Below are 25,643 nucleotides of genomic sequence, written 5' to 3' on the forward strand. Positions count from 1 at the left end.
GGTGAATGAGGGGGCAAATGATGGAAAAAGCGAAGAAAAAATGGACAATGCCATCGGCATATACTATTTTATTTTTCTTAATAATTTTTGTGGCGATATTGAGTTGGGTAATTCCAGCAGGTGAATACGCAACTACTAAAACTGGCGATATAATTGCCGGGACTTATAAAGCACGAGCCAGCAGTCCTCAAGGAATCTGGGATGTCTTTATGGCGCCAATCAACGGAATGGTTGGTACTGATCAAACCGATGGATCCATTTCAATATCATTATTTATTTTAGTAATTGGTGGATTTCTGGGAGTAGTCAATAAAACCCGTGCCTTAGATGACGGAATAAGTACAACTTTAAAAAAGTTTGCCGGAAAAGAAATGTGGCTCATACCAGTGTTAATGATTTTATTTGCGCTTGGTGGGTCGACGTATGGTATGGGTGAAGAGACTTTGGCATTTTATCCAATCTTAATTCCAGTTATGATTGGAGTGGGTTACGATACCGTTACTGCAATTTCAATTGCATTGATTGGTTCTCAAGTGGGATGTCTGGCATCTACAGTCAATCCCTTTGCGACGGGAGTTGCATCGCAAACAATTAACATTTCCCCAGGTGATGGCTTGGTATCACGTTTGATTTTGTTAATTTTTGTAACAGCAATCAGTATTGTTTATGTCATGTATTATGCGTCTCATGTTAAAAAGAATCCCGAAAACTCAGTGGTTTTTGAACGGCGACAACAAGATTTAGAAGAGTTTTCAACCAAAAATAAAACAATTGACGAAAAAATTTCTAGTAAACAGAAAACGGTTTTGATTTTATTTGGCTTAACTTTCTTAATTATGATTATGGGGCTAATTCCTTGGACAAGTCTTAATAAAAATTGGACATTTTTTGACGACTTTACTAAGTGGCTAACTCATGTTCCGTTTTTAGGAGACTTAATTAGCCGTAATTTGACCCCATTAGGTTCTTGGTATTTTACCGAAATCACATCATTATTCTTGCTTATGTCGGTATTGATCATGTTTGTTTTCCACATGAAAGAATCGACATTTATTGGTGCATTTATGGATGGAATGAGAGATTTCATGGGTGTTGCAATTATTTGTGCGGTGGCTCGTGGAATTCAAGTGGTCATGAACAACGGTTATATTACTGCAACAGTTTTACATGCGGGTGAAAATGGATTGCAAAATCTTTCATCCGGAATTTTTATAGTTTTGGCTTATATTTTTTATATTCCAATGTCATTTTTAATTCCTTCTACTTCAGGATTAGCAGCAGCTACAATGGGAATTATAGGTCCTCTGGGCAAGTTTTCTGGAGTATCTGGTTCATTAGTAATTACGGCTTTTCAAGCTGCTTCAGGCTGGGTAAATTTAATTACACCAACTTCTGGTGTCTTAATGGGAGCATTAGCAATTGGACATGTTGATTTGCTTAAGTGGTGGAAATATATTTGGAAATTAATGTTAATTCTATTTATATTTATTTGTATTTATCTAGTAATAGTTTCAATGATTAAATAATTGAGGATGGTATTTATTATGGAAAAATTTATTACTGACAGCATTCAGGATTCGGCAATCAAAGATTTGGCCAAGGTAATTGCAATTCCTTCATTTAGTTCAGATCCTGAAGCTAATGCACCATTTGGCGATGGACCTAAAAAGGCTTTGACAAAAGTTTTGGAAATTGCTGATGCTCTGGGTTTTACAACTTATGAAGATCCTGAAGGATACTATGGATATGCTGATATTGGTGACGGAGACAAGACTTTTGGATTAGTCTGTCATATGGATGAAGTTCCAGCGGGTGATAATAGTGCCTGGGATTCAGATCCTTTTAAATTAGTAGAAAAAGATGGAAAGTTGTTTGGACGTGGGACTCAGGACGATAAAGGCCCCAGTTTAGCTGCCATGTACGCAGTTAAAGCTATCCTGGATGCCGGTTATTCTTTCAATAAAAAAATCAGATTTATTTTTGGAACTGATGAGGAAACTTTGTGGAGATGTTTGGCACAATATAACAAAAAAGAAGATCCGATTGATTTAGGAATAGCTCCTGATGCAGAATTTCCACTGATTTACGCTGAAAAAGGACTACAACAGTCATACTTGCAAGGAGCAGGTTCAAAAGAATTACATCTTAATATAGTTGATTCATTTAATGCCGTTCCTGGTCAAGCTGTGTATGATGGACCAAAACAGGATGAAGTAATGGAGGCGTTGTCAAAACATGATTTTGATGCTGAACAGAAGGATAATGTCATTATTGTCAAGGGTAAGTCTGTGCATGCAATGAATGCTCCTGAAGGTATTAATGCTGTTGTTAGACTTGGTATAGCATTGGCTGATGTATTTCCAAATATTGATATGCTCAAATTCTTCAAAGCGTTTGGTGAAGATGCAAATGCTACCAATATACTTGGAGATGTATCAGATGATGTTTCGGGAAAACTAACTTTCAACATTTCAAGTCTAGAAATAACAGACACTCAATCACAAATTCAGATTGATATGAGAATTCCTGTTAAAGTTAAGCACGATGAATTGATCGAGCAATTATCTTCCGCAGTTAAGAAATTTAATTTGGAATATGTCAATTTTGATTATGTAGCTCCTCTATATGTTCCAACTGATAGTGATTTAGTTAAAACATTGATGTCAGCATATCAAGATGTTTCTGGAGATAAGAAGTCTAAACCTGCTATTTCTGGTGGAGCAACTTTTGCTAGAACCATGAATAATACCGTCGCATTTGGTGCTATGATGCCAACCACTCCGGATTTTATGCATCAAGTTAATGAGAATTGGAGTAAAAAAGATATGCGTATGGCTATGGAAATATACGCAGAAGCAATATATCGCCTTTGTGTTAAGTAGTTATATGTTATACACTAAGTTAATAGTTAATAAAGATTGTAAAAACTAGGTTATAAACCTAGTTTTTTTTGAGGAGTAAACTAAATAGATGAGTTATGTAATGGGAGTCGACCTTGGAACCGGTTCTGTGAAGGTTTCAGTGATGGACAGAGAAGGCAAGATTGTTTCACAAGAAAGTTCAAGTCTTTCTTTGAATCAAGCACAACCCGGATACAGTGAACAAAACCCAGAAGATTGGGTTACTGCAACTACTGTGGCCATCGTAAATCTGGCTTTAAAAGATCATATTGATCTCAATGACATTGAAGGAATAAGTTATTCAGGTCAAATGCATGGGCTAGTTTTATTAGGATCAGACAATCAAGTATTGCGTCCGGCAATTTTGTGGGATGACACTAGAACAACTGAGCAGTGTAAAGAAATCATGGACAAATGTGGCGATGACTTCATTAAAATCACTAAAAACCGTCCACTGGAAGGATTTACCCTACCAAAAATTTTGTGGGTCAAGGAAAATGAACCACAAATATTTAAACAGGCTAAAACATTTGTTTTACCAAAAGATTATCTTCGATACCGTATGACTGGTGACTTGAGTATGGAATATTCAGATGCTGCCGGTACAGTATTGTTAGATGTTGTTAAGAAACAATGGAGTTCGGAAATTTGTGAAAAACTGGGATTGGATATTAGTATTTGTCCAAAATTAGTTAATTCAGTTGATGAAGTTGGAACTATTAGTGACAAATATGCCACATTTTCTGGAATGTCCACCAAGACCAAAGTTTTTGCTGGTGCAGCTGACAATGCCGCTGGAGCACTTGGAGCGGGAATTCTTGATGAAAGTAAAGTAATGATTAGTACTGGTACATCTGGAGTTGTTCTAAAATATGAGAACCAGACTGATGGGTATCAAGGACAACTACATTTCTTTAATCATTCAATTCCAAATGAGTATTATTCAATGGGAGTAACTTTAGCTGCCGGGCATAGTTTGAAGTGGTTATATCAAACCTTCGGAAATGATAAATCGTTTGACGATTTTGTTAAATTGGCAGCCAAAGCACCGGTTGGTGCCCATGGATTAATTTTTACACCATACATAGTCGGAGAGAGAACTCCTTATGCGGATAGTAAAATTCGTGGTAGTTTTATTGGGGTTTCAAGCATTAACACCAAAGCTGATTTTGTTAGATCAGTTATGGAAGGCGTGATTTTCTCTTACGCCGATATTTTAAAAATTTATCATGATCATGGACAACACTTTGATACAGTATATTCAATTGGTGGAGGTGCAAAGAGTCCAGTTTGGCTTCAAATTCAAGCTAATGTGTTTAACACTAAAGTTTCAACTTTAGAAAATGAGCAAGAACCAGGACTTGGTGCAGCCATGATTGCTGCTGTTGGAGTAAAATGGTTTAGTACATTATCAGAGTGTGCAGAGAAATTTGTTAAAAAGGGTAAGAGTTATTGGCCCGAACCTGAAAGTGCTGATAAGTACCAAAAGCTATACAAAATTTATTCTCAAGTATATGCACAAACAAAAGAAATGAATCATGAACTAATTGATTTTAGGAATAATGATTAATACTGGTTAATTATTAACCGAATAAAAAAATCTCGATATTCCCCACAGGATATCGAGATTTTCAGGTTATCAACTTTCTCAAGAGTAAAAAAATGGAGTGTGTCCGATGTTAAATGTCCGTCAGGTTCATGGCAACTGGAATAGTAGTCGAATTCAACAAATTGTTGATGCAGCTTTGGAGCAGGAAATTTTTAGTTATTTTGAATCAAGTGATCGTAAAACACAATGGATAGGAATTGGCAGTACTAGTCGCTTTTATCCAGAAGATACTGGAAATAGATTTTCTAGTGTGGAGAAGTGGTTCGACAATGTTAAGTCACAACTTCCTACAAAAATAGATAGGGATGCCATTGCAATTTTAGGTGGTTTCTCCTTTGATAAAAATGTAAATCACAATACACCGTGGAAGAAATGGTCCGCAGGTGTATTTGTTTTGCCTAGAATAATTGTTAAAGTAACTTCTAAAGAGACAACCATTTCGGAAATTAAAAAGCATAAATTTTCAAATGATACGATTGAAGACGTTCTAAATAAGGTTATTGAAATGTCTCACTCTTCTGCGGAATTGAAAAATTTTCAGACCGAAGATTTAGATAAAGACTGGAATGAACAAGTCGATAAATTAGTTGATAGTATAAATGAATCTAAATCACTAAAAAAAGTGGTCTTAGGACGATTTAAGCAAGGCGAATTTGACGGAAATATTAATGCAGTTGAAACTTTGAAGGCGTTGCGTGCTCTCAATAAAACCACTTATCATTTTATGTTAAAAATTAAAGAACAATTGTTCATAAGTGCAACACCAGAGCGACTTTTCTTACTTGATGGGAAACGATTTTCTACTGCTGCTATAGCTGGAACAATTGGTAGAGGGGACAGTGAACAAGAAGATAATACACTAGCTTTGAAGTTGTACAAGGATGACAAGAATCGTCAAGAACATCAAATTGTTGTAAATGAAATTTCAAGTCGTGTTAAGGGATTTTCAACTGACGTTGATATGAATGAAACTCCAATGATTCTCAAAAACCAAACTGTTCAACATCTTTATACTCCTATTCAAGCTAATGTTTCTGACAATGCTGATGCGTTTGTCTTGGTTGAAAAGATGCATCCTACACCTGCTTTAGGAGGGATGCCTTCTAAAGAAACGATGTCAATTATTAGAAATTTAGAATCACAACCCCGTGTGCTATTTGGAGCACCAATTGGTTATATTACATTTGAAGGTAATGCGGAAATGATAGTTGGAATCCGTTCTATGTATGTCCATTTTGATCAATTCTTGATGTTTGCTGGAGCTGGGATAATGCCAGATTCCGTCGGTGAATCTGAGGTAAAGGAAACTGAACTTAAATTTCAACCTATGATAAGACTTCTACAATATTTGGAGGAACGAAAATGAATGAAGTAATGACAAAAAATATTAAAATATTTTTGATGAGTTTAATAAGTCAGAATGTTAAAAACTTTGTCATTTCACCTGGTTCACGTTCAACGCCAGTTGTTATTTTACTTGCTGAAATTGCCAAGAATAATTCCGATATTAAGTTATACATTGATGTTGATGAACGAAGTGCTAGCTTTCTTGGTATCGGATTATCAAAAAAACTGCATTTGCCCGTAGCCTTAATTTGTACCTCAGGTACAGCAGCAACCGAATATTCATCTGCTGTTGCTGAAGCAAAACTGTCCAAAATTCCTTTAATTGTTGTTACTACTGACAGACCAATGGAACTATCTGACATTGGAGCTCCTCAAGCTATTAATCAGCAAAATCTTTATGGTGAAAATACGAAGTCATTCGTAAATTTGAATCTGCAAGATGAGGGATTGGAAGTATCAAAGTATGTCGAGTTCGAAACTCAAAGAATAGCTATGTCTGCAGTGCATGAACCAGTTGGTCCGATTCAAATTAATCTTCCTTTAAGAAAACCCTTGATGCCAAATTTGGATACAGATGATCCTTCAATTAATAAAATTCAATCATTAGTCAAAAGAGCAGATGTTGGGGTGGATTGGCTTAAAAAATTTAATAATAAAAAAGTATTAATTATAGCAGGTCCGGAATCAAACAATTATCATAATCAATTAATTAAACTAGCCACGGAAAAAAGGATTCCATTGATTTCAGATATTTTGTCAAATACGCGCGATGATTCTGAATACGTAGTCAACAACTTTGATCTAATCAGCAAAAAAATGAATCCCAAAAATCTTTCGGAGTATCAACCAGATGTTATTTTAAAATTTGGCGGTACATTAGTGTCTGCTCCCATTTCAAACTGGCTTTCAAGTTTGAATTCCCAAACAACCGTAGTTAATATTAATAATACTGAGTTAAATGATTATACATTAAGTACCAATGCGATTATCGATGGATCAGAAGTCGATGTCATTGACGCTATTAATAAACTCGATTTCAAAACTGACGTTTATTATTCACAGGAAATATTGAAGCTTGATCAAAAAGCTGAATCAATTAAAAATAAATTAATTGAACAAAACTTTTCAGAAATGTCCGTTGCACAAGTAATGGATGAATCTGTGGAACCAGATTCAAATATCTTTTTGAGCAATAGTATGCCTGTTAGGGATTTTGAAAACTATTATTTCGGTACTCAAAATCGCAATATATATTGCAATCGTGGAGCAAATGGAATTGATGGAGTTACATCGTCAGCGATGGGAGTGGCAATAGATTTCCTACATAATTATTTAGTAATCGGTGATCTCGCATTTTTCCATGATATGAATGGGTTAATGATGGCAAAAAGATACAACATTCCCATTACAATCGTTGTTGTTAACAATAATGGTGGAGGGATTTTCTCGTTTTTACCTCAAGCAAAAGCTGATGAATATTTCGAAACACTATTTGGAACTCCACAAAATATTAAAATAAAAAATGTCGCAAATTTGTATGACTTTGAATATCTAAGAGTGGAGAGTGAGAATGAATTTAAAAAAGCCCTCAGTGATTCTTCAAAGCAAAAAATAATTGAAGTTGTGAGCTCTCGTCCAGACAATGTTGCAAACCATAAGCTGCTGGAGAAACAGTTTGGTGAAGGAATTGATAAGTATGTCGAAACTAATCGTTAATAATATTATTTATAATTATCAAAGCAACGTTATTGATCCCGCCAAGTCTACTTATGTTTTTCTGCATGGATTTTTAGGAAGTAAAATTGATTTTCATAAACTTATAGAAGATTTTCCCGAACAATTTTTAGTTTTGGATTTATTGGGTTTTGGAGCAAATAGATTTCAAAATGTTCCACCTGAACGTTTTTTACAAAATAATCAAGTTAGTGATTTGGAAAGCATTTTTACAAAACTAAACCTCAAAAATATTAGTTTAGTAGGTTATTCAATGGGGGGAAGGCTTGCATTAGCCTATGCATTGAAATTTCCACGGCGAACCAATGAATTGATATTAGAAAGTACAACGGCTGGTATTGATGGTGATGATCAACGTAAACTAAGAAGAGAACATGATGAAAAACTAGCAGCTAGTCTTGAACAAAATGGTATAGAAAAGTTTATTGAGAATTGGGAAAATTTACCTCTGTTTGCTACTCAAAAGGAAGTTAATCCGAGTTCCTTTGAGTTTATGCATAATCAACGCATTACGCAGAACCCAATCAACGTTGCAAACTCATTGAGAAATATGGGGACTGGAAAGCAGCCCAATTACTGGCATGAGCTATCAACTCTAAGAATTCCAAAAGTTAAAATAATTGTTGGTTCTGAGGATGAAAAATTTTTAAAAATTGGCCATCGACTGCAGACCTTAATTTCGAACTCATCAGAAATAATTGTCAAAAATGCTGGTCATAACATTCATTTTGAACATCCCAACAGTTTTAAAAAAGCAATTTTTGATGATTCTAAATAAGTTTTGGTCAGATTCTTGAAAACTAATGTTATTATATTGATATTAGAAAAATCATTATTTTAGGGATAGTTAGGGGTTATTTTATGATCAGTTTCATGGGGACTGACTTGGATGGTACATTACTTGATAGTCAGCAAAACATTTCAATTGAAAATATTCGCGCCATCCGTCTGGCTGTTGATGCTGGAATTACATTTGCAATTTGTTCTGGTAGAACGCTTGATTCCGTCGCAAAGTATTTCGAAAATGATTTACAAGTACCTGGCTACAAAGTATTGCTAAATGGTGCAGTTATTTTGGATCCTAATAATCGAAAAATCAGTGATCGTCCAATGGCAAAAGCTGTGGTGGAACGACTTTTGAGTAGTGTGAATGGTTATGGTTTTAAAGCTGTTATTGACGGATTAGATTCCACATACGTAACTGATCCTGAATTAAGTGGATCAACTTATTATGGTGGTGTCAGTAAACGTAACGTTGTAGTTAGTTCAATTGATGAACTACGTAGAATCAATGACAAACCCGATTCTGTTATTTATAAAGTATGTTTTAGTGCGAGTGAAGACAGATTGTCTACTTTAACTCAAAAAATTGAATCATTCGCTTCTATGCCAGTAGTAGTCAGTCGATCTGGGGATACCTATTACGAAATAAATTCTCTTGATTGTACTAAATTGTCAGCTCTTCAACGAATTTCTAAGGTAGCTGGAATTCCTATTAGAGAGTTCATGTGTTTCGGGGATTATGGTAATGATCTCGAAATGATTCGTGGTGTGGGTTATGGTGTTGCCATGGATAATGCTTTACCTGAAGTAAAAAGCGTTGCTGACTTTGTGACTACAACTAATGAACAACATGGTGTAGCTTCGATAATCAATAAGGTGCTAACTGGTGAAATTAAATAGATGAAAGGTCATGTCCTAATGGATATGGCTTTTTTTAATTTATTTCGAATTATTACAATAATTAGTCTATTAATAAGTATTTTTCAACAATTAAAGCGTTTACGTTATAATTGAATTGTTGTAGAACTTCAATTTGAGGAGGAGCGCATGAAAAAAATAATTAACAATGTTGAGAATATTGTTCCTGAAATGGTTTCTGGGTTAGTCAGATCTAATTCAGATTTGGTTGAAGAAATTCCTGGTACGACGGCAGTTGTGAGAGCAGATGCAAAATTTGCATCTGCTGATCAAGTAGGGATTGTATCTGGCGGTGGAAGTGGTCATGAACCACTCCATGCTGGATTTGTGGGTGACGGTATGCTTTCGGCAGCTGTTGCTGGTGAGGTTTTCACATCTCCTACTCCGGATCAAATTTACGAAGCAATCAAGGCGGTTGATAAAGGAAAAGGTGTGTTATTGATCGTTAAAAATTATTCTGGTGATGTCATGAATTTTGATATGGCAAAGGAAATGGCTGAGGCTGAAGATATTAAAATTGGGACAGTCATTGTCGATGATGATATATCTGTTGAAAATAGTGAGTTTACTCAAGGAAAACGTGGAGTTGCCGGAACTGTCTTAGTAGAAAAGATTTTAGGTGCTGCCGCTCGTGCTGGAAAATCGCTCGAAGATCTCGTAAACCTTGGCAAGAGTGTTATCAATAATACTAAAACAATTGGGATTGCATTGAAGGCAGCCACTGTTCCAGCCGTTGGTCATCCAGGATTTGATTTAAAGGATGATGAAATTGAATTTGGTATTGGGATTCATAATGAACGTGGATACTCAGTTGAAAAAATTCAACCTTCAAAACAGTTATCAGAAGAATTAGTAGCTAAAATTATTGATGAATTTGATGATAAGACAGGAAAGTTTGCAGTTTTAATTAATGGAATGGGTGGAACACCACTCATGGAACAATATATTTTTGCTAACGATACTTTTGATAATCTGAAAGCCAAAAATATTGATGTTGGATATAGTCGTGTAGGAAACATGGTTACTTCGCTTGATATGGTTGGAATCTCTTTAACGATTATGAAAGTTGAACCTCAGTGGATTGACTGGTTAAACGAACCAGCAACAACAATCGCTTGGTAGGAGGGTACTTATGCAATTAACATTAGATGAAGCAACAAAATGGATTAATTCATTTGTAGAAAAAATTGAACATAATTCGGCTACTTTGAATGAGCTTGATACTGCGATTGGTGATGGTGACCATGGTACAAACATGGATCGTGGTGCCAAAGCAATTTCCGAGGCATTGTCAAAGAAGAGTCCTGAGAATTTGTCAGAATTATTAAAGACAACGGCATTTGCCATGATTCAGAAAGTTGGTGGAGCTTCAGGTCCTTTATATGGAACAGCATTGCTCGATATGTCAAAAGCTGCCAAGGAAAATGACGATTTGGCAGCACTCGTTCAAGTGGGTGCTGATGGTATCAAACGTCGTGGACAGTCTGATGTCAAAATGAAGACTATGATTGATGTTTGGCAACCTGTTGCGGATGATTTACAAGCTGGATCATTAAGTACTGACCAAGTAACAGCTGCATTGAATTCGACTAAAGACATGGTTGCAACTAAAGGAAGGGCAAGTTATCTTGAAGAGAAATCAGCTGGCCATCTTGATCCTGGCTCACAATCAAGTGCATACTTGTTTGAATCTTTAGTTGAAGTAATAGGAGGTTAAATGATGAAGTACGGAATCGTAATCGTCTCTCATTCATCTAAAATTGCTGAAGGTGTTAGCGATTTAATTAGCCAAGCAGCACCAAGTATTTCAATCACATATGCGGGTGGAACTGATGAGAATGAGATTGGCTCTTCACTTGAAAAAATTCAATCTGCTTTTGAGAACAATACTGGTGATGAGATACTGGCATTTTATGATTTAGGAAGTTCAAAAATGAATCTCGAAATGTATATGGAAATGACTGACAAAAATGTACACAAGTATGATGTCGCATTAGTTGAAGGAGCTTATACGGCCGCAACTTTAGCTGAAATTGAATCTCCATTAGAAAATATTGAAAATAGTTTGGAACCATTGAAAATTAAATAGGTACATACCAAAGAGGTTGGATTAGTTAAAATCCTATCTCTTTTTTATTTGTAAAATGAAAATATTTATGAACACCAATGCTTGAAAATTAGGCTTTTATGATTATTTATTCAAAATACTGAAAATAATATTTGTAAAATGGAAACGAAAAAATTGTGAAATCACTTGAAGGAAACGCTTACATAAGGTATTCTATTAGTCATAGGGAAGGAGAGTATTTCACAATGAAAAAGAAACCAATTTTGGCTTTATTATTTGGTCTTGTTTTTGCAATTATTGGATTTGTCGGAGCAACAAACACTACATTTGCTAGCAACGATTACCCAGTTGTTTTTGTCAATGGCTTAACAGGCTGGGGACGTGGCGAAGATGGTAATAATTTATACTGGGGAGGTACAACAACAGATATCATTTCTGATTTGAACGCTGGGAAAACCGGTGCTAATCCAAATGCTTTGGAAGGTACTGTAAGTCCTTACAGTTCAGATTACGATCGTGCTGTTGAACTTTATTACTACATTAAAGGTGGTACTGTTGATTATGGTCAAGTCCATTCTCAAAAATACGGTCACGCCCGCTATGGTAGAACATTCCCAGGAATCTACCCACAATGGGATGGAACTAACAAAATTCACTTGCTAGGTCACTCAATGGGTGGACAAACAGTTCGTGAATTAGATACATTACTACGTAACGGTAGCCCAGAAGAGGTTCAAGCTACAGGTGCTGATACCGGTTCACTATTCCAAGGTGGAAAGAACTGGGTCGATTCTGTTGTCACAGTTGCTGCACCTTCAAACGGTACACCTACTGCTACAGACATGGGTAACTTACAAGTAGTAAGAAACTTACTTTATACAGGTGCCATCATGGGCGTCAAAGTTCCAAAGATTGTAATCTCAAACGATTATAAACTTGATCAATGGGGCTTAACTCGTAAACAAGGTCAATCAAGTTTGTCATTCTTGAAAGATGCTGTCCACAGTAAAGCATGGAAGACAACTGATAACTCACTTTATGATTTAACTACCAAAGGTGCTAACACAATTAACGCTAGAACTGACTTAGCTCCAGATGAACATTACTTTACATATTCAGGTTTAGCTTCTAAGCCTAATGCATTAGGACACTATGTTCCAATCTCAACAATGAACTCCGTTGATGTTGTTGGATCAGCATTTATCGGATCACACGGTAACGATCCTAGATGGTGGCCAAATGATGGTGAAGTTCCAGTTATTTCAGCTCAATTCCCATTAAATCAACAATCTGTTCGTGATGATGCCGCTCCAGATACACAAACAGGTATTTGGCAATACAATGACCCTCAAAAGGGTTGGGACCACAAAGACTTTATCTTAGCTGATACTGATCAAGCTGCAAGTCTCAAGGATCCAATGATTGACTTTTACTCAGGTATTATTAACAAGTTACACGCTTTGAATTAATTATTTGTATTAACCTTCTTGAATTTATATTCCAACCTCAAATATTCAATAAATATTCGTTTAGATAAATATATTGCTCTGAAGATGGACCACCCCCTATCTTCAGAGCAATTTTTTATTATCACGTCATATATGATGTATTGGTTTAAAAAACATTAAAATTACCGAGATGTCGGCATTCGTGACCTGTTTCGTGTTAAAATAATACTATTGAAACTATCAAAAAAATATTATTACAATATAAACAATAATTAATAAATTTAACTGGAGTATTAAAATGGTCGAAGTATTTTCTGAAGGTTTCAAACAAACCAAAGAACAAATTAATAAAAGTAAGAATTCAACAGCCGAAGAATTAAATTATTTGATTGACGAGATTCCCGAAAATTGTGCATTAGTAAGTATTACTATGCGCATACCAGGTGAAATTAAAAACAATCGTTACATAAGTAGAACATTCAATGTGATCGTTGATAAATTTATGAAATTTTATTCTGTAGTTAAAGAAGTCCGTTGGGACGTAAGCACAGGTCCAGAGGCATTTTTGATTGTAGAAAAAGATCCGGGATTCTTAAAACAAGAAACAATTAAGTATGAATCAGAAGAACCTTTGGGAACGTTAGTGGATATTAATGTATATGCCGTTGAAGATAATTCAGTTTCCCAGATCACGCGTAAGGAATTGGGACTAGAGCCAAGGAAATGTTTAGTGTGTGACAAACATGCTAATGATTGCAAGAGAGATCACAATCATTCTGTAGAAGAAATGCGAGAAACAATTGCGAAAATAATTAATGAGAATATTACATTTTAGCTTCGGATAAATTAATTAAGTCAGGTGGAAAACAGCAAAGTTTTCATCTGGCTTTTTTGTTTTTTACTCAATATAATAATTAAAATATACTTTTTGATTAAACTAATAACTATTTGATGATATGATTTAAACAACTGGAGGGATTACAAAGGAGATTAAAAACGTATGAATATGTATTTAGTTGTTAATATCATAGGTCTATTGGTATTTTTAGCTATTGGGGTACTATTTTCGAAAAATAGAAAGCAAATCCAATGGAAATCTATTATCATAATGGTCGTACTTAACCTTGCATTGGCATGGTTTCTGACGAGTATGAGTATCGGTCGTGACATTGTTTCTGGTGCTGCGGCAGGCTTCAACTGGTTAGTTCAAGTTGCTTATGTAGGTATTGAATTTGCGTTACCTAGTTGGGTTCATGTCAAGAGCATGGATTTTGTAACTAGTGCTTTACTACCAATATTGTTGATTGTTCCACTTTTTGATATTTTGACTTATATTGGTGTTCTACCATTTATTATTAAATGGATTGGAAAAGGTTTGTCCTTTATAACTGGACAGCCCAAGTTTGAATCATTCTTTGCAGTTGAGATGATGTTTTTAGGAAATACAGAGGCGTTAGCAGTTTCTGGCCTTCAATTAAAGAAGATGAAACCAGCACGTGATGTTACGTTGGCAATGATGTCGATGAGTTGTGTCACAGCTTCAATTATTGGTGCATATATTCAGATGATGCCCGGGCAGTTTATTTTAACCGCCATTCCAATTAATATTATTAATGCAATTATAGTTACCAGTTTATTAAATCCCGTCCATGTTGAAGCTTCAGAAGATACAGTTGCAACAATTAGCAGTACAGCCGATAACGGCAAGAAAGAACCATTTTTCTCATTCCTTGGAGATTCAATTCTTGGGGCAGGAAAACTTATATTAATTATTACAGCAAACGTTATCGCCTTTGTTGCGTTAGCAGCATTGATTGATAAAGTATTGCAACTAGTAAATCCATGGCTAACACTTGAACACATCTTGGGCATAATTATGTATCCATTTGCATGGTTACTAGGATTAAATAGCCACGATTCATTCCAAATGGCCCAATATATGGGAACAAAGTTAGTAACCAATGAATTCGTAGTTATGGGTAAAGTTACAGGAATAGTTAATAAGTTTGATCCGCATTTTAAAGCAGTTCTAACAGTGTTCATTACTTCATTTGCAAACTTTTCTACATTAGGTATGATCATTGGATGTTTCAAAGGAATTGTGGACAAAGAAAAGAATGACATTATTTCCAAAAACGTTGGGTACATGTTACTTTCAGGAATATTAGTTTCATTACTATCAGCAGCATTCGTAGGATTGTTTGTCTGGTAAATTTATTCTTCACAAAAAAGGCTATGCTGCATTTGAAATTTTCAGATGCGCATAGCCTTTTTTTATTTATTTGTAATCCATTCAAAAATTGTCTCAATATTTTCAATCCAAGTATCCCAAGAATGATTGCCATTGACTTCATGCCAAGTATAATTCTGACCAACTTTGTCGGACATAAACTTTTCAAAGTCCAAATTATCTTGATACATGTAATCATCAGATCCACAGATTGTCATAATTCTTTGTCCATAATTTTTATTTGAAACAATATTCACTAACTGATTGTCTTCAATCTTTTGGGGACTATCAAAAATCGTGTCAAATGTATTATGTGCCATAGGTGATTGGGGATTGTCTCGAAAATGAAGAATATCTGTAATGGGAGAAAGTGCCGCAACATTGTCAAAAATATTTGGGTTCATCATGCCAATTTTTAATGCACCATATCCACCCATGCTTGATCCTGCAATAGAATTATCCGCAGGCAATGTTGAGATTGGTAATGTAGCTTGAATTTTGGGTATTAATTCTTCAACAAAATAACTGTAGTAGGGTATAAAATCTGAATCAGTGTAAAAAGCATTTCGAGCTTCAGGCATAATAACTGCCAGATTATATTTTCTAGCAAGTTTTTCAATGTTTTTGTGACGCATCCAAGCAGAGTCATCACCGGTATATCCGTGTAACAGCCATAATGTCTTATAATTTTTTGCATTCGTGTCCGGTAACACAACAGTTGTTTTAAAATAAGTGTGTAAATAATTTGTACGATAACTAATATTAATTAATGACAAATCAGTACCTCCATATTTTTAATCATGAACACATTATATCAAAAATGAAATAAAGGGAAGTTGATAACAATGATAAATGAAGATGATTATTTGATATTCCCGTTTGAGTTTAATGAATTTCCTAAAGTAAGAATTCATAAAATTAGGAATAATAACGAATATATATTAACTGACGATGGAATAATAATTGAATTTCTTCGTGCAAATAAAGTTGAGGATGACGCTATAAAGAGGATTGCTGATAAATATTCGGTTAAGCTGTTAGATAATCAACTACAGATCCAAACTCCAATCAATGAACTAAAGATGGGTAAAGATAGAATGCTTCAAACAATCCTTGAATTAAAAGCACAATAAAAAATATTTATAAGTGAAAAAAGTCAGCCATTCAAAAAAATGAATAGCTGACTTTTTGTTAAATGAAATTTAGAACTTGCATTAAGATTGGTACGACTACAACGAATAATACGGTTGAAGTTGTGACAAGATTTGTTGCGTAGTCAACATCACCATGAGCTTGATCAACCAAAATCGGAAGTACTGCTAATCCTGGTGCAGCCGCTTGAATAACTAAGGTGTTGGCCTCAAGAGTGGGTAAGCCATGACCGATATAAGCTCCAAAAAGAACAAAGCAAATCATAATGGCAGGTGTGTAGACGAATCGACCTAGTAAAGCCCAAATTGTATCACGATCGAATTTAATTGAACTTAACCCTGCATCAGCTAAAATGATACCGATGTAAATTAGTGACATTGGTGTAACGATTCCACCGACCATATCCAATGTTTTTGTTATCCATTCAGGAATTGGAATTGCCAAAAGCAAGAATACCAGCGAAACTAAAAATCCAACTAATGGAGCAGGTAAAAGCTTTTTCCAGTTGAAATCCTTTTTCTCGTTCTTAGTCGTTGTTGGATCATCGTTTGAAATGAAGAATACTCCTATTGCCCAGGTAGAGATGGTATTCATCACATAATAAACCAAGAAGTATGGCAAACTTTTAGTTCCAAACAATGCCATATTTAAAGGCAATCCGATAAAAATTGTATTTGCATTGGCAAACATATTAATAAAAGTTCCACGGCGACCTTTTCTAATCTTTAAAATTTTTGTCAATAACCAAGCAACTATGTAACTAACCAGAAAGCTTCCAAAGGCAAAAACTAAACCGCCAGAGAGACTAGCAAGTTTGTCTCGGGTCAAATATTTTAAAACTGATACAAAAATTGATGCAGGTAAGGCAATATTCATAATTAAGAAAGAAATATTACCTTTAAATTCATCACTTAAGCGACCTGAATTTCTTAACCAAAATCCAAGTGCGATAACAATAACAATTTCAGCCACGCTTTCGACTGATGTAACAAAAGCTCCCATTACGATACCCCAATTCATTATTTATAATTTATTTAGTATTTTGGTTCCCATTTAAGGTTTTCAACTGCAGCTTTGGCATCAGTTGAATCACTTAGTTTCTCATCAATAGCTTGTTGTGCAACGCCATTTGCAACAGTTAGACTGAATTGATCTAACTTGGTTACTGGTGGCAGTACAGCAGCACCAGGCTTTGTTGTATCTACAATGCCGCCTAATGAGTGAGCAGCACGATTGATCATTCCATCAGATAATAGTTTTGCATTGACTGCTAGTGCACCAAGACCTAATCCAGGATAAACTAAAGCATTATTTGCTTGACCAATGTTATATGTAACACCATTTAACTCAACTGGGTCTGCAGGTACACCTGTTGCTACTAAGGCTTTACCGTTGGTCCAGTTAATTAGATCTTCCGCTTTGGCCTCAGCCAATTTAGTAGGATTTGACAATGGGAAAATAATTGGACGGTCAGTGTGACTAGCCATTTCTTGAACGACTTTTTTAGTAAATGAACCAGGTTGAGTTGATGTTCCAACCATAATTGTTGGATGCACAGCTTTAACAACTGCTTCGAGATTTGTTAACTCATCAGCATTATCGAATTCAAAGCGGTCACGAGCAAATGGTTTTTGTTCAGGCGTAAGTCCTTCAGTATCTTTGAAGAGAAGGCCTTGTTTGTCGACCATGTAAAAGCGTTTGCGAGCTTCAACTTCAGGAAGTCCAGCTTCAACCATTGCGTCAAAAATTCGTTTAAGAATTCCTGCACCAGCAGTTCCCGCACCAAATGATAAGTAAACTTGATCTGTCAATTTTTGTTTAGATATATTTAAGGAGCCTAAAATTCCTGCAAGCGTAATAATTCCTGTACCTTGAATATCATCGTTGAATGTTAGAATTTTATCTTTGTACTTATCTAAAATAATTGCTGCGTTATCACGGCCGAAATCTTCGAAATGCAAGTACATGTTAGGAAACACATTTTCAGCAGTGTTCACAAATTTATCCACAAATTGGTAATATTCGTCACCGGCAACTCGCTTTTGACGATTTCCAAGATATAAGTCATCATCAAGCAGTTTCTGGTTGTTAGTACCAACATCAAGAATTACAGGTAAAACTGATTTTGGGTCGATTCCAGCAGCAGCAGTGTAAACCATTAATTTTCCTACAGAAATATCCACACCTTGTAGACCCCAATCGCCAATCCCAAGAATTCCTTCACCGTCAGTTACAACAACAAGTTTAATTTCTCGATTTCCTGCAGCATTTTTTAAAACTTGCTCGATATTATCTTGATTATTGATTGATAAATATGCAGCATTTTGTGGGTCAACAAAAAGTCGACTGTAATTTTCAATTGTGTCAGAGATTGTTGGATCGTATACAATGGGCATGAATTCATTCACATGCTCACTAAATAATTTGAAAAATAATACACGATTCTCATTAAAAATATCCATCAAGTAGATTCTTTTTGCCAAATCAGATGAACGCATTTGAAATTGTGCGTATGCTTGTTCAACTTGTTGGTCTAAAGTTTGAACTTGTGGAGGAAGTAATCCTTCAAGTGATAATTCTTTTCTCTCATTTTCAGAAAATGCAGTACCTTTATTTAAAAATGGATTGTTTAATACGTTAAATCCCTTATCTGTCATAAATTTGTCCTCCAATTGATTTCAGAAATCACTATAAACTCTTATAAAAAGTATAGTCAAATATGTTATAATTGATAAAAATAATTTATAGGTGAAACTACATGAATTTTAAAGATTTGCGTTACTTTAGAAAATTAACTGAGTTAAAAAATTATTCTGAAACGGCTCATTTTTTTGGAGTAAGTCAACCAACTATTACATATGCAATTAAACGTTTGGAGAATGAATACAACTGTGAATTAATCGTGCGAAAAAGCTATGCAAATTCGGTACAATTAACTTCAATAGGGGAGCAATTTCTCGTTCATGTTCAAAAGATTTTGCGTGAAGACGAACTAACAAAAAAAGATATTGAACGATTTCAGAGTAATGATGTAGTTATGGGATTTCCACCGATTATCAGTGATTATTTAATGCCTTTGGTATTTGATTCGTTAAAGGAAGAAAAAGTACTGGATAAAATTCGTCCCAAGAGATCTGGTTCAAAGGAGCTACTGGATGAATTACACAATGGGAGAATTGACATTTCTTTGGCCGGAACAACACATCTGCCGGAAAGTGGAGAATATCAATACAAAGTTCTGAAAACTCATAAGTTTAAAATTATCGCTAGTGCTCAACGTGATTTTCCAAAGGAATTAAAGATTAGAGATCTTGAAAATGAAGATGCCTTGGTGCTTGATGAGAGCTCAGTACATCAGTTGTTGGCCGCAAATCTTGTTGAAAAATACAATGTTTTTACAAATGTTGTTTATCAAACCAGTGATTATAAATTGTTATTGGATTTAGTCGCAAGTAATAAGGGCATAAGTTTTATTACCGAAACTGCTTTAAAGGATGTCAGTGGAATACAAACCTTAAATGTAACTGATGTGGATTTTCCATCTTTTTATTTAATATTGATATATCGCAGTTCAATGAAGATTGATCCTACCATTCAAAAATTGATTGATGTATTTAGCGACTTGTCTGACAATTAAGGTTGTATATTGAGGACTAAATAATTGCAGTATTTCTTAAATGCTTGTACTATACAGTCGTAATCAGAAATGATTACTTAAACAGATTTAGAAAACAATACTAACTCCTATATAATCTATTTCATAATCAATATCAGATAACAGACCGTTTATCCGTCACCGTAAGGTGACGGTTTTTTTGTTTAAAATATAAAAAATTAAATCATAAGTTATTACTTATTCGTACTATACAAAATTGTTTATGAATAATATACTTGTGAAGTACTAATGATTATGAGTCTGGTGGTAAGACGATAAAAGAAACTAATTGGGTAAATATAATCATTGGAAACATCAATAGGGGGCAGATACCTCTAAATCCTATTAAAATGTTATTCGGGGATAGTTCATATCAAATAGAGATTGATGTTGAGAAAGAGGGAGTAGAAAATTACCCCTCTTTTTTTGTTTTCTTAAAATAGATAAAATTGTAAAAGATATTTATTTTGAATAATCGAGTGATAAATTAAAAAACAAACTTTTCCCTTATGGTATAATTTTGGTACAAAGCAATTTAGGAGTAATAATTAAATGAAATTTACGACTGATCAACAAAAAGCAATTGCGAAATATGCGATTGAACATGACAATAACTATAAAGAGACAGGCGAAAAGTATGATATTACATATCAACAAGTAGCCGCTTGGGTTAGAAAATTCAAAACTGAATTGTCAGAAACCGCTTCAATCACTTCATCAAAAAAGACTTCGTCTAAAAAAACGCCAGTAAAGTCTGTTAAAAAATCAGATAAAAAGAAAACCTCAAAAAGAACTACAACAAAGAAAGAATCAACAAGTAGACAAAAAGTTGAAGAATCATCAAAGCAAACAAATGAAACTTCTACTTTGGATGTTTTGAGTCGTAGAGATCCAGTTTTGGAAAAGCAACTTGAGGATGTTAAACGTCGATTAGGCTTAATTAAATAAGGAGTCAGCCATGAAGAAGGTTATTTTTGTTTGTCTTGGTAATATTTGTCGCTCACCAATGGCAGAGATGATGTTTATCGATATGGTAAATAAATCTGGATTGAATGAACAGCTCGATATTTCTTCAATGGCGACTGCGAATTATGAAATTGGAAATGCTCCTCATCCAGGTGCAGTTGCTGAACTTAGGAAACAACATATTCCGATTATTTCGCATGTTGCTCAGCAAATTAGTTCAGAGGATTTCGAAACCGCCGATGCAATCATTGGTATGGATGATCAAAATATTGTTGATTTAAAAAAAATAGCCCCTTCAGGGACTGAAAACAAAATTCATCAAGCATACGATGTTATGGGAATACACAAAGAAATTCAAGATCCATGGTTTGATCACAAATTTGATCGAACATATACTGAATTGTCCGAAGTTCTACCACAATGGATGAAAAAATTAACAGAATAACTGCCAAAAAAATTCAATAGGTAACTATTGAATTTTTTAGTTTTAGAATAGTATGTTGGAATAGTGGGGGAATTAATATGGCATTTCAATTAGATGCAGTGACAATAGTCGCCAGATTATTATTGGCGACAGTAATTTCAGGAGTTATTGGTTATGATCGGGCACAGAAACATCGTCCAGCAGGTATTAGAACACATATTCTAGTTTGTTTAGGTGCATGTATCATTGCGCTGATTCAGAAAGAAATTGGATTTGACGCACTGCAAATAGCCAAACAGTATCCACAATATAAAGGAATCGTAAGAGCAGATGATGCTAGATTAATAGCTCAAGTTGTTAGTGGTATTGGGTTTTTAGGTGCTGGTACTATCATTGTGGAACACCATTCAATCAAGGGATTAACAACGGCAGCTAGTTTGTGGGTTGTAGCATGTTTAGGCTTAGCAGTAGGAATGGTAAACTATGTAATTGCTATTGCAAGTTTCGTAGTTGTATATGGAGTAATTGCGTTTTTGAAGCGAATTGTCCGAGTTAGTCCAGTTAGAAATTTGGAGATTCAATATTTAGAGAAATCTGAATTTAAACAATACATCGAAACGTATTTTAAAGATCATGAAATTACTGTCAATAATGTAAGCTACAAAGCCAATAAAATTGATGATAACTATATTTATACAAACACGTATGAAGTTAAACTTCCCAGAAAACTAACTTACGTAAAAGTTGTGGAAGATTTGTCATCTAACAACAACATCACCAAGGTTAATGCAATAACGCCAGGGTAAGTTGAAATTTGGCAAATGGCTTAACTTTTGGTAGAGTATTAAATTGTGAGAAAAAGCTTACAAAAGCAAAGATTAGGGGATTATATGCTACTAACAGTATTATTTGGGGAATTATTAGCAACATTAATAGTTTTAGCTTTGCTGCAGATTGTTAAAATAAAAAAAGTACAGATTGTTATGTATTTATTAGTGTTAATGAGCTTTGGGGTGGTCTCTTTTTTTACGGTAAACTCATCGAAAATTCAAGTAACGTCTACCTATCCATTCATCCAAAGAGTTACAACCGTAAAAGCTGATTTGAATGATAAAAAAGTTCAGCTTACAAGCAAGGATTTTAAAAAAAATGCCCAGGACTATGATTATGTCACATATACAGAACTGAGTGAAAATAATGATTTGTACCGTGGAAGATTAATAAATCAATGGGGCAAGGTTAAAAAAGTAATTGCAAATGATAATTTAGGAAGACAAATAATCCTAGATTTAAACGAGTCAAATCACGAGGATACAATAAAAGTAAACTATCATCTAAGTGACCTCGCAGCCGGAAATCCGAATATCAAAAAGAATGATCGAGTAAAAATATACGGTGAAGGCGCAGAACATGAAAACAAAAGCACAATGCCAGTAATAGACGCACACTTCATCGAAACAAAATAAAAGTACGAAAACCAACCAAGGTTTTCGTACTTTTTAGTTTTTCTATTTTGAAAAAAAAACATCTAAAACACAAAATGAGAAACATATGTTTGAACGGAGTTAGATGCAGGAAGAAAATAGATTTTGGCTCAGTGGTGGCGTTATTCTTAGTGCGCGAAGCACACTTAGAATAAAATCGAGCTTGGAGATGATTGCGGTTTGTGCAATTAGCTTCAAGTCGATTCACCACGTTCTGAGATACTTACGATGTGGTTGACATTTGAAATGTAATAATTTTGATCACTTCGGAGGTATTAATATGTGGAAATATACTCAAAAAGAAAAATATAACCTTATCAAGGAATTTGAAAAATCTGATTTACCTCGACAGACATTTGCGAAAACCAAAGGAATCAGTCCCGAAACGTTTAGGGACTGGAATAATTACTACAAAGAGAATGGTTATGAAGGACTAAGGAATAGTAAATCACGTACGTTTTATAGTGCTGAAACAAAGATCAACTCTGTTCGTGCATATGCGAATGGTGAAGGTAATCTAAAGCAAGTATGTGAAAAATTCGGAGTGAAATCATCTAAACAACTCAGAATGTGGTTGATACAGTATAATAATGGCAAGACTCTTAAGGCTACGCCTGTCAGGAAGAAGGTCACTGCTGTGCCAAGAAAAACAACGATAGATGAAAGAATTGAAGTTGTAGAATTCATTCTTAATAAACATCATTCCTATTCAGAAGCATCTGAACGATTTGATGTTTCTTATCAACAAGCTCGGCTTTGGGTTATGAAAGTCCAAGGTGATGGCTATAAAGCTCTCGTAGATGAGCGTGGCCATAGGATTCATCATAAAGCAGAAGAGATTAGTGAACTAGAGAAATTGAAACTTGAAAACCGTGAACTCAAAGCAAAATTGAATGAACAAGAAGCCATTGCGGCGTTTGAAAAAAAATTAAACGAACTTCAGCACAGGGGGTGAATTCACAACGAAAGCTGTCTTACCAGGCAATAATGGAGGTCAGCGAAGGTAATCATGGATGGAAATCTATTCTATTAGACCATATAGGTGTTTCTAGACAAGCGTTAAATAAGTTCTTACATCATAGGAAGACAGATTGGGAACACAAAAATGATTTATTGACTGAAGTTGTTCTTAAGACATATAAAGATCATTTTCAAAGAATTGGTGCGGGAAAGATTCTTTCTCATATTACAAAGGAACACCTTCTAGATTTTGAGGTCACGTACTACCAAGTTAGGCGTGTAATGAGAAGTGAAGGTATTAGTTGTAAATCAAAAGCAAAAAAGCGAAGTCGTAAAGATGACAATGATCAGCATGAAAAAGACAATGTATTAAACCAGAATTTTGAAGTGGAAAAACCAAACATGGTTTGGCTATCTGATTCAACCCAATTGGAATTTGGAATCAAAGAAACACACAAAGTAAAACTCAGTGGAATACTAGATTTGTGCAGTCGTAAAATAATTGGATCTTTTATAAGTCCATCAGAGACTGCAGAAGCTGAAATTGCGATGTTCAAAGAAACTTTTGAGGAAATGGGCGACGTTCATCCAATGGTACATACTGATCGTGGACCTGCATTCACAGCCGTTAGCTTTAATAAATTGTTGGATGAACACAAAGTAATAAGAAGTTTTTCAAGACCAGGCACCCCATATGATAATTCACCAATGGAGAGCTGGTGGAGTAATTTTAAGGGAATCTGGATGGATAGTCATCCAAGACCAGCAACTTTAGAAGCACTGATTAAGCTAGTACAAGATGGAATTGATTATTTCAATAACATTGATAGATTGCCAACAAAAAATGGCCTTACTCCAGAAGAATGCTGGAATAAAGCCATTGCAAAGTAGTTTATAATATTTTAATTGTTTAAATGTCAACTTGACAACGCAAGTTCATTCCCTTCCTAGATAGTTTGTTGGCGTAGCCAACATCAAGACTGTTGCGCACATGCCGAAGGCGTGTACGTTCATTGAAAAAATCTATTTCCTTCCGGAATCGGTAACAAAGTTCAAAAACTAATAGCTGTGTTTCTTTACCCAATACAAAATTTCTTCGTAAATCTCCCATTTCTTTGATGGTTCATTCAGAATTTCATGCATCAAGAAAGGATAAACATGAAGTTCCTTATCTTTAGCAGGAATTTGTTGATAGACAGACATAGTGTCAGCAGCCGGAATAATTCCATCATCAGCACCTTGTAGCAAAAGTATTGGATCGGTAATTTTGTTTAAATCATTCTTTAATTCAGTTGCACTATCTTGAAGTGTACTCATTAATCGAACAGTGAACTTCTTCAAGTTTAGTGGATCATTGTCATATTTTGCAGTAACTCTAGGATCGGAACAAACTCCGTCTCCAAGATTATTGGGAACGTATGATTCAGGAGAACCTTCAATTTTTTGGCCAAATTCAATTGAAAGTGGGTCAGTAGCAATAATTCCATCAACGCAGCCTGGATACTTTGTAGCGACCTTCAAAACAGTGTGTCCACCCATACTGTGTCCCAACAAGAATGTTGGTAGATCAGGAAATTGTTCTTTGGCGATATCAATTACAATTTTACAATCGTCAGGTAATTCATCTGTATTTGTTAGATCTCCACGTTTACCTTCAGATTTACCATGGCCACGTTGGTCATATCTATAAACGTTCATGTGATGTGCCAAGAAGAAGTTGGCAAGTGTTTCATAACGACCAGAATGTTCTGCTAATCCATGAGCAATTACAATATTGGCATATGGAAAATCAGTTAAATCAGTATGTTGATATAAATTGATTCCCTTAGTAGATGACTCAATCATTTCCTCGAAATGTCTACTTAAATTTCTATCCACAAAATCCATGTTATGTCTCCTCCTGAAATCGATTTCAATTCCATATTACTACAAATTTTAATCAAAACAAAACACCATTCTAATTAA

The 25,643-nt window shown here is 34.9% G+C and carries 25 protein-coding genes; 21 read left to right on the plus strand and 4 right to left on the minus strand.

The annotated features are described in order from the left end of the window. The first annotated feature begins 20 nt into the window (after positions 1–20). From ABM34_RS02170 to ABM34_RS02230, 13 genes are all read left to right on the plus strand, one after another. A complete protein-coding gene (locus ABM34_RS02170; RefSeq protein WP_083988249.1) occupies positions 21–1,526 on the plus strand; it encodes a YfcC family protein in 1,506 nt (501 codons plus the stop codon). Between the two features lie 18 nt (positions 1,527–1,544). Further along, positions 1,545–2,882 carry a M20 family metallopeptidase gene (locus ABM34_RS02175; RefSeq protein ID WP_048702889.1) on the plus strand — a complete coding sequence of 446 codons (1,338 nt, stop codon included), beginning with the start codon at positions 1,545–1,547 and terminating at the stop codon, positions 2,880–2,882. 88 nt (positions 2,883–2,970) lie between these two features. After that, positions 2,971–4,470, plus strand: a complete 1,500-nt coding sequence (gene xylB / locus ABM34_RS02180) for a xylulokinase (RefSeq protein ID WP_048702890.1) — start codon at positions 2,971–2,973, stop codon at positions 4,468–4,470. Positions 4,471–4,576: 106 nt separating this feature from the next. Further along, positions 4,577–5,875, plus strand: a complete 1,299-nt coding sequence (locus ABM34_RS02185; RefSeq protein ID WP_048702892.1) for an isochorismate synthase — start codon at positions 4,577–4,579, stop codon at positions 5,873–5,875. After that, positions 5,872–7,572, plus strand: a complete 1,701-nt coding sequence (gene menD, locus ABM34_RS02190) for a 2-succinyl-5-enolpyruvyl-6-hydroxy-3-cyclohexene-1-carboxylic-acid synthase (protein WP_048702894.1) — start codon at positions 5,872–5,874, stop codon at positions 7,570–7,572. Before ABM34_RS02185 ends, menD begins: the two co-directional genes overlap by 4 nt. After that, positions 7,553–8,368 carry a 2-succinyl-6-hydroxy-2,4-cyclohexadiene-1-carboxylate synthase gene (gene menH, locus ABM34_RS02195; protein ID WP_048702896.1) on the plus strand — a complete coding sequence of 272 codons (816 nt, stop codon included), beginning with the start codon at positions 7,553–7,555 and terminating at the stop codon, positions 8,366–8,368. The genes menD and menH overlap by 20 nt, the downstream gene beginning before the upstream one ends. An 83-nt stretch (positions 8,369–8,451) precedes the next feature. Further along, the gene (locus ABM34_RS02200; RefSeq protein ID WP_048702898.1) at positions 8,452–9,273 is read left to right on the plus strand and encodes a Cof-type HAD-IIB family hydrolase; all 822 of its coding nucleotides are present in this window, start codon (positions 8,452–8,454) and stop codon (positions 9,271–9,273) included. Between the two features lie 147 nt (positions 9,274–9,420). Further along, positions 9,421–10,413: a dihydroxyacetone kinase subunit DhaK gene (gene dhaK / locus ABM34_RS02205; protein ID WP_048702901.1), complete on the plus strand. Its 993-nt coding sequence runs from the start codon at positions 9,421–9,423 to the stop codon at positions 10,411–10,413. Between the two features lie 10 nt (positions 10,414–10,423). After that, positions 10,424–11,008: a dihydroxyacetone kinase subunit DhaL gene (gene dhaL, locus ABM34_RS02210; RefSeq protein ID WP_048702902.1), complete on the plus strand. Its 585-nt coding sequence runs from the start codon at positions 10,424–10,426 to the stop codon at positions 11,006–11,008. Positions 11,009–11,011: 3 nt separating this feature from the next. Then, positions 11,012–11,380 (plus strand): dihydroxyacetone kinase phosphoryl donor subunit DhaM, encoded by a 369-nt coding sequence (gene dhaM, locus ABM34_RS02215; protein WP_048702904.1) that lies wholly within the window; start codon positions 11,012–11,014, stop codon positions 11,378–11,380. 224 nt (positions 11,381–11,604) lie between these two features. Further along, positions 11,605–12,828 carry a lipase-like domain-containing protein gene (locus ABM34_RS02220; RefSeq protein WP_048702907.1) on the plus strand — a complete coding sequence of 408 codons (1,224 nt, stop codon included), beginning with the start codon at positions 11,605–11,607 and terminating at the stop codon, positions 12,826–12,828. Between the two features lie 277 nt (positions 12,829–13,105). Beyond that, positions 13,106–13,642, plus strand: coding sequence for a citrate lyase holo-[acyl-carrier protein] synthase (gene citX / locus ABM34_RS02225; RefSeq protein ID WP_048702909.1), 537 nt, complete (start codon positions 13,106–13,108; stop codon positions 13,640–13,642). Between the two features lie 171 nt (positions 13,643–13,813). After that, complete coding sequence (locus tag ABM34_RS02230) at positions 13,814–15,019, plus strand: NupC/NupG family nucleoside CNT transporter (protein ID WP_048706322.1); 1,206 nt, start codon at positions 13,814–13,816, stop codon at positions 15,017–15,019. 62 nt (positions 15,020–15,081) lie between these two features. Here the strand turns inward: ABM34_RS02230 and ABM34_RS02235 are convergent, their stop codons facing one another. Beyond that, positions 15,082–15,813 carry an alpha/beta hydrolase gene (locus ABM34_RS02235; protein ID WP_048702911.1) on the minus strand — a complete coding sequence of 244 codons (732 nt, stop codon included), beginning with the start codon at positions 15,811–15,813 and terminating at the stop codon, positions 15,082–15,084. Between the two features lie 69 nt (positions 15,814–15,882). On the opposite strand from ABM34_RS02235, the gene ABM34_RS02240 reads away from it, so the two are divergent. Next, positions 15,883–16,170 carry a DUF1828 domain-containing protein gene (locus ABM34_RS02240; protein ID WP_048702914.1) on the plus strand — a complete coding sequence of 96 codons (288 nt, stop codon included), beginning with the start codon at positions 15,883–15,885 and terminating at the stop codon, positions 16,168–16,170. A 58-nt stretch (positions 16,171–16,228) separates the two neighbouring features. Here ABM34_RS02240 and ABM34_RS02245 read toward each other — a convergent pair whose 3' ends face one another. Beyond that, positions 16,229–17,191 carry an AEC family transporter gene (locus ABM34_RS02245; protein ID WP_048702917.1) on the minus strand — a complete coding sequence of 321 codons (963 nt, stop codon included), beginning with the start codon at positions 17,189–17,191 and terminating at the stop codon, positions 16,229–16,231. 32 nt (positions 17,192–17,223) lie between these two features. Next, complete coding sequence (locus tag ABM34_RS02250) at positions 17,224–18,846, minus strand: malolactic enzyme (protein WP_048702920.1); 1,623 nt, start codon at positions 18,844–18,846, stop codon at positions 17,224–17,226. 101 nt (positions 18,847–18,947) lie between these two features. Between ABM34_RS02250 and ABM34_RS02255 the strand changes: the two genes are divergently transcribed. From ABM34_RS02255 to ABM34_RS02285, 7 genes are all read left to right on the plus strand, one after another. Beyond that, positions 18,948–19,826: a LysR family transcriptional regulator gene (locus ABM34_RS02255; RefSeq protein WP_048702923.1), complete on the plus strand. Its 879-nt coding sequence runs from the start codon at positions 18,948–18,950 to the stop codon at positions 19,824–19,826. A gap of 570 nt (positions 19,827–20,396) precedes the next feature. After that, positions 20,397–20,792 carry a helix-turn-helix domain-containing protein gene (locus ABM34_RS02260; protein ID WP_048702925.1) on the plus strand — a complete coding sequence of 132 codons (396 nt, stop codon included), beginning with the start codon at positions 20,397–20,399 and terminating at the stop codon, positions 20,790–20,792. Between the two features lie 10 nt (positions 20,793–20,802). After that, the gene (locus ABM34_RS02265; protein WP_048702927.1) at positions 20,803–21,255 is read left to right on the plus strand and encodes a low molecular weight protein-tyrosine-phosphatase; all 453 of its coding nucleotides are present in this window, start codon (positions 20,803–20,805) and stop codon (positions 21,253–21,255) included. Between the two features lie 77 nt (positions 21,256–21,332). Next, entirely contained in the window at positions 21,333–22,040 is a 708-nt protein-coding gene (locus ABM34_RS02270) for an MgtC/SapB family protein (protein ID WP_048702929.1), read from the plus strand. 45 nt (positions 22,041–22,085) lie between these two features. Then, the gene (locus ABM34_RS02275) at positions 22,086–22,700 is read left to right on the plus strand and encodes a hypothetical protein (protein WP_157023196.1); all 615 of its coding nucleotides are present in this window, start codon (positions 22,086–22,088) and stop codon (positions 22,698–22,700) included. Between the two features lie 298 nt (positions 22,701–22,998). Beyond that, positions 22,999–23,673, plus strand: a complete 675-nt coding sequence (locus ABM34_RS02280) for a helix-turn-helix domain-containing protein (RefSeq protein ID WP_157023198.1) — start codon at positions 22,999–23,001, stop codon at positions 23,671–23,673. Then, positions 23,670–24,569 carry an IS3 family transposase gene (locus ABM34_RS02285; RefSeq protein ID WP_048702931.1) on the plus strand — a complete coding sequence of 300 codons (900 nt, stop codon included), beginning with the start codon at positions 23,670–23,672 and terminating at the stop codon, positions 24,567–24,569. The genes ABM34_RS02280 and ABM34_RS02285 overlap by 4 nt, the downstream gene beginning before the upstream one ends. A 168-nt stretch (positions 24,570–24,737) precedes the next feature. On the opposite strand, the gene ABM34_RS02290 is transcribed toward ABM34_RS02285, so the two are convergent. Further along, positions 24,738–25,565 carry an alpha/beta hydrolase gene (locus ABM34_RS02290; RefSeq protein WP_048702932.1) on the minus strand — a complete coding sequence of 276 codons (828 nt, stop codon included), beginning with the start codon at positions 25,563–25,565 and terminating at the stop codon, positions 24,738–24,740. Positions 25,566–25,643: the final 78 nt, after the last annotated feature.

The organism is Companilactobacillus ginsenosidimutans (genome assembly GCF_001050475.1).
GTDB classification, from domain to species: Bacteria; Bacillota; Bacilli; order Lactobacillales; family Lactobacillaceae; genus Companilactobacillus; species Companilactobacillus ginsenosidimutans.

Bases quoted from the DNA above. Each gene is read 5' to 3' on its own strand.
- ABM34_RS02170 (WP_083988249.1), top strand. From the start codon at position 21: ATGGAAAAAGCGAAGAAAAAATGGACAATGCCATCGGCATATACTATT.
- ABM34_RS02175 (WP_048702889.1), top strand. From the start codon at position 1,545: ATGGAAAAATTTATTACTGACAGCATTCAGGATTCGGCAATCAAAGAT.
- xylB (WP_048702890.1), top strand. From the start codon at position 2,971: ATGAGTTATGTAATGGGAGTCGACCTTGGAACCGGTTCTGTGAAGGTT.
- ABM34_RS02185 (WP_048702892.1), top strand. From the start codon at position 4,577: ATGTTAAATGTCCGTCAGGTTCATGGCAACTGGAATAGTAGTCGAATT.
- menD (WP_048702894.1), top strand. From the start codon at position 5,872: ATGAATGAAGTAATGACAAAAAATATTAAAATATTTTTGATGAGTTTA.
- menH (WP_048702896.1), top strand. From the start codon at position 7,553: ATGTCGAAACTAATCGTTAATAATATTATTTATAATTATCAAAGCAAC.
- ABM34_RS02200 (WP_048702898.1), top strand. From the start codon at position 8,452: ATGATCAGTTTCATGGGGACTGACTTGGATGGTACATTACTTGATAGT.
- dhaK (WP_048702901.1), top strand. From the start codon at position 9,421: ATGAAAAAAATAATTAACAATGTTGAGAATATTGTTCCTGAAATGGTT.
- dhaL (WP_048702902.1), top strand. From the start codon at position 10,424: ATGCAATTAACATTAGATGAAGCAACAAAATGGATTAATTCATTTGTA.
- dhaM (WP_048702904.1), top strand. From the start codon at position 11,012: ATGAAGTACGGAATCGTAATCGTCTCTCATTCATCTAAAATTGCTGAA.
- ABM34_RS02220 (WP_048702907.1), top strand. From the start codon at position 11,605: ATGAAAAAGAAACCAATTTTGGCTTTATTATTTGGTCTTGTTTTTGCA.
- citX (WP_048702909.1), top strand. From the start codon at position 13,106: ATGGTCGAAGTATTTTCTGAAGGTTTCAAACAAACCAAAGAACAAATT.
- ABM34_RS02230 (WP_048706322.1), top strand. From the start codon at position 13,814: ATGTATTTAGTTGTTAATATCATAGGTCTATTGGTATTTTTAGCTATT.
- ABM34_RS02240 (WP_048702914.1), top strand. From the start codon at position 15,883: ATGATAAATGAAGATGATTATTTGATATTCCCGTTTGAGTTTAATGAA.
- ABM34_RS02245 (WP_048702917.1), bottom strand. From the start codon at position 17,191: ATGGGAGCTTTTGTTACATCAGTCGAAAGCGTGGCTGAAATTGTTATT.
- ABM34_RS02250 (WP_048702920.1), bottom strand. From the start codon at position 18,846: ATGACAGATAAGGGATTTAACGTATTAAACAATCCATTTTTAAATAAA.
- ABM34_RS02255 (WP_048702923.1), top strand. From the start codon at position 18,948: ATGAATTTTAAAGATTTGCGTTACTTTAGAAAATTAACTGAGTTAAAA.
- ABM34_RS02260 (WP_048702925.1), top strand. From the start codon at position 20,397: ATGAAATTTACGACTGATCAACAAAAAGCAATTGCGAAATATGCGATT.
- ABM34_RS02265 (WP_048702927.1), top strand. From the start codon at position 20,803: ATGAAGAAGGTTATTTTTGTTTGTCTTGGTAATATTTGTCGCTCACCA.
- ABM34_RS02270 (WP_048702929.1), top strand. From the start codon at position 21,333: ATGGCATTTCAATTAGATGCAGTGACAATAGTCGCCAGATTATTATTG.
- ABM34_RS02280 (WP_157023198.1), top strand. From the start codon at position 22,999: ATGTGGAAATATACTCAAAAAGAAAAATATAACCTTATCAAGGAATTT.
- ABM34_RS02290 (WP_048702932.1), bottom strand. From the start codon at position 25,565: ATGGATTTTGTGGATAGAAATTTAAGTAGACATTTCGAGGAAATGATT.